2 protein-coding genes are annotated in these 3910 nt (G+C 75.0%); one reads left to right on the top strand and one right to left on the bottom strand.

All coding sequences use genetic code 11. From position 1 onward, the window contains the following. Nucleotides 1–519: 519 nt before the first annotated feature. Nucleotides 520–2214 (top strand): DUF885 domain-containing protein, encoded by a 1695-nt coding sequence (locus AOK16_RS20805; protein WP_055473712.1) that lies wholly within the window; start codon nt 520–522, stop codon nt 2212–2214. 115 nt (nt 2215–2329) lie between these two features. On the opposite strand, the gene AOK16_RS20810 is transcribed toward AOK16_RS20805, so the two are convergent. Beyond that, nucleotides 2330–3910: SbcC/MukB-like Walker B domain-containing protein (locus AOK16_RS20810; protein ID WP_276202522.1), on the bottom strand; the 1581-nt coding region annotated here is incomplete at its 5' end.

Raw genomic sequence — 3910 nt, forward strand, 5'->3', positions numbered from 1 at the left:
GGGACTCCGTCCCCAGCCCCGACTCCTGCCGGAACCGGTCATCGCCGGTGGGACCGGACCCCAGATCTCTCCACCACGACGGCGAGCAGCCGGCGCAGCGCAGACGGCGGGGCCAAGTCGGCCGCCGAGGCCATGGACACGGCGGCCCGGCGACCGGTCGTCGTGTACCCGACCGGCAGCGGGGTCCAGGGACGAAGTCCCCGAATTTTCCCGCCGCGACAGCAGGCAACCAGCGCGGCGGAGCCCGGCGGGGCCAGACCGGCCCGCACACACCGGTCAACCGGGTCCAGGGACGAAGTCCCCGAATTCCCGCCGCGGACGGCGGACACCCACCACAACGGAGCCCGGCGGTGGCAGACCGCCCCACGCCCACCCCTCAACCGGGGTCTGGGGACGGAGTCCCCAGGATCTCTCCGCCGCGACGGCGGGCAGCCGTCGCGGCGAAGACCGGCGGTGCCGCGCCCGCCGCGACCACCGACACCGGTGACACCAACGGCCTTCGCGTATGAGGATGGGGCCATGTCCGACACCAACATCAGCCCGCTGCCCCGGCAGGTCGCCGACGGCTACGTGGACGCACTCATCGGTCTCGACCCGATCCTCGGCACGTTCCTGGGCGTGCGCGAGAGTTCGGGCCTGCTTCCGGACCTCTCCCCCGCCGGGCAGGACGCGCTCGCCGACCTGGCCCGTACGACGCTCGAGGCGCTGGCGGCGGCCGAGTCCAGGCCCGGCGCCGACAGCGACGCCGAGCGGCGCTGCGCCCGGCTGCTGCGGGAGCGGCTGACCGCCGAACTCGCCGTGCACGACGCGCACGAGGGCCTGCGCGCCGTCAGCAACATCCACTCCCCCGCGCACTCGATCCGCGAGGTCTTCACCCTGACTCCGACCGAGACTGCGGAGGACTGGGCGGCGGTCGCCGAGCGGCTGCGCGCCGTACCGGCGGCGCTGGACGGCTATCGCGCCTCGCTCGCCGCGGGCCTGGACCGCGGGCTGCCCGCCGGGCCGCGCCAAGTTGCCACATTCATCGACCAGTTGGACGACTGGGTCGGCAAGGACCGCAGCTGGTTCGCCGAGTTCACCGCGGCGGGGCCGCAGGAGCTGCGCACCGAGCTGGACATGGCGGCGGCCCTCGCGACCGGCGCGTTCGCCGATCTGCGCGACTGGCTGCGCGCCACGTACGCCCCGGCCGTGGCAGGCGCGCCGGACACCGTGGGCCGCGAGCGGTACGCCCGCTGGTCGCGCTACTGGAACGGCACCGATCTGGACCTGGACGAGGCCTACGCGTACGGCTGGTCGGAGTACCACCGCCTGCTGGCCGAGATGCGCACCGAGGCGGAGAAGATCCTCCCGGGCGCGAAGAGCCCGTGGGAGGCGCTGGCCCACCTCGACGTGCATGGCCGGCACATCGAGGGCGTGGAGGAGGTGCGGGTCTGGCTCCAGGGCCTGATGGACGAGGCGATCGAGGCCCTGGACGGCACCCACTTCGAACTCGCCGACCGCGTCAAGCTCGTCGAGTCGCGGATCGCCCCGCCGGGCGGCGCGGCGGCCCCGTACTACACCCAGCCGTCGGTGGACTTCTCCCGGCCCGGGATCACCTGGCTGCCCACCATGGGCGAGACCCGCTTCCCGGTCTACGACCTGGTGTCCACCTGGTACCACGAGGGCGTACCGGGCCATCACCTCCAGCTCGCGCAGTGGGCGCACGTCGCGGACCGGCTCTCCCGCTACCAGGCGACGGTCGGCATGGTCAGCGCGAACGCCGAAGGCTGGGCGCTCTACGCGGAGCGGCTGATGGACGAACTCGGCTTCCTCACCGACCCGGAGCGGCGCCTGGGCTACCTCGACGCGCAGATGATGCGCTCGACCCGGATCATCGTCGACATCGGCATGCACCTGGGGCTGGAGATCCCGGCCGACTCGCCGTACCACCCCGGCGAGCGGTGGACTCCCGAGCTGGCGCGGGAGTTCTTCGGCATGCACAGCGGCCGCCCGGCGGACTTCGTCGACAGCGAGCTGATCCGCTACCTCGGCATGCCGGGCCAGGCCATCGGCTACAAGCTCGGCGAGCGCGCCTGGCTCAAGGGCCGCGAAACCGCCCGCGCGGCCCACGCGTCCCGCGGTGAGGCCTTCGACGCGAAGCAGTGGCACATGGCGGCCCTGTCCCTGGGCTCCCTGGGCCTGGACAATCTGGTGGACGAGCTGTCCAAGCTCTGAACTCGCGGTTGTGCGGAGGCGGGTCCGGCTCCTGGTCTCACCCGGAGCCGGACCCGCCTCCCCTCGAGGCCTGGGTCAGCGGGTTGCCGCCGTGTGGTTTCGGGGTTGGGTCCGCTCATCCGCCGGCCTCCAGCGCCTGGTGGCGTACGGCCGAGCCCGTACGGTGCTTGGTCACCTCCAGTTGGGCCGGGATGCGCTGGCGCAGGTCGGCCACGTGGCTCACGATGCCGACCGTGCGGTCGCGCTCGCGGAGTGAGTCCAGGACGTCGAGGACCTCGTCCAGGGTCTGCTCGTCGAGGCTGCCGAAGCCCTCGTCGATGAAGAGGGTGTCCAGGCGGGTCCCGCCCGCCTCCTCGGTGACCACATCGGCGAGGCCCAGCGCCAGGGCGAGAGAGGCGAAGAAGGTCTCACCGCCGGAGAGGCTGGCGGTGTCGCGTTCGCTGCCGGTCCAGGCGTCGATGACGTGCAGGCCGAGCCCGGAGCGGCCGCGGCCGCCCTTCGCGTCGGAGTGGACAAGGGTGTAGCGCCCGGCGGACATGCGGTGCAGGCGGGTGCTGGCCGCCGCCGCGACCTGCTCCAGGCGGGCCGCCAGCACGTAGGACTCCAGGCGCATGCGGCGCTCGTTCTCCGCCGAGGTGCCCGCGGCGAGGCCGGCGAGCCGGGCCACGCGGTCGTACTGCTCGCGCAGCGGGGCCAGTTCGCGGGCATCGGCGGTGGCCCGGGCGGAGAGCCGGTCGAGCTCGGCGCAGCGGGTACGGGCCTCCGCTTCGGCGGCCGAGGCCTCGCGCAGGCGCCGGGTCGCGGACTCGACGGCGGCCTGCGCCGCGGCGGTCCCGGCCGGTGGGCGGTTCGCCGCCTCGACGATGCGGGGGTTCACCAACTCGGCCGCCGCGGCGGCCGTTTCGGCCTGCCACTGGTCGAGGCGGCGCTGCAGCTCGCGCCGCAGCGGCTCGGCGAGGACCGCGTCGGCGGCCTCCTGCGGCGTGTCGAACCTGGCGCGGTAGGCGGCGTCGGCGAGTCGCGCGTCGGCCTCCTTCAGCCGCTGGGCCGCCGACTCGGCGGCGCGCACTGCGTCCGCCGCCTCGGCGAGGGCTCCGGCGCGCCGCTCCAGCAGTGCGGCCCGCGCGGCGACGCTCCCGGCGCCGCCGCGCGCCTGCGCCACCTCGCGCTCCAGCGCGGCCTGTTCGCGATCGAGGGCTTCCCTCGCGCTGGTACGGGCGACGGCGCGCCGTTCGGCTGCCTGCCGCTGGGAGTGGCGCCGCTCGTACTCCTCTTCGGCGCGGGCCAGGGCCTCGGTGGCCGGTTGCAGGTCCGCGGCGGCCCGCCTGGCCTCCCGGTGGGACCGCTCCACGGCGTCGGCCTGGGCGGCGAGTTCGGCGGTGGTCTCCTCCCCTGCCGCCGCCGCTGCCCCGGCCAGGCTCTCGCGCAGAGTCTGCGCGGCGCGCTCCGCCTCGGCGCGGGCGCGCTCCGCGCGTTCGTGGTCCTGCCGGGCCGCCTCCTCGGCCGCGCGGTCCACGTGCCCGGCCTGTTCCCTTGCGGGGAGCGGGTGTTCGGTGGCGCCACACACCGCGCAGGGGTGGCCTTCCCGCAGCCCGGCCGCCAGTTCGGCGGCGATGCCGCGCAGTCGCCGCTCCTTGAGGTCGAGCCGGTGCTCGTGCGCCGCCGTGGCGCGCTCGCGGGCGCGCAGCAGGCGGGC

Source organism: Streptomyces pathocidini (assembly GCF_001418495.1).
GTDB classification, from domain to species: domain Bacteria; phylum Actinomycetota; class Actinomycetes; order Streptomycetales; family Streptomycetaceae; genus Streptomyces; species Streptomyces pathocidini.

Coding starts and splice junctions, on each gene's coding strand:
- AOK16_RS20805 (WP_055473712.1), top strand. CDS start 520: ATGTCCGACACCAACATCAGCCCGCTGCCCCGGCAGGTCGCCGACGGC.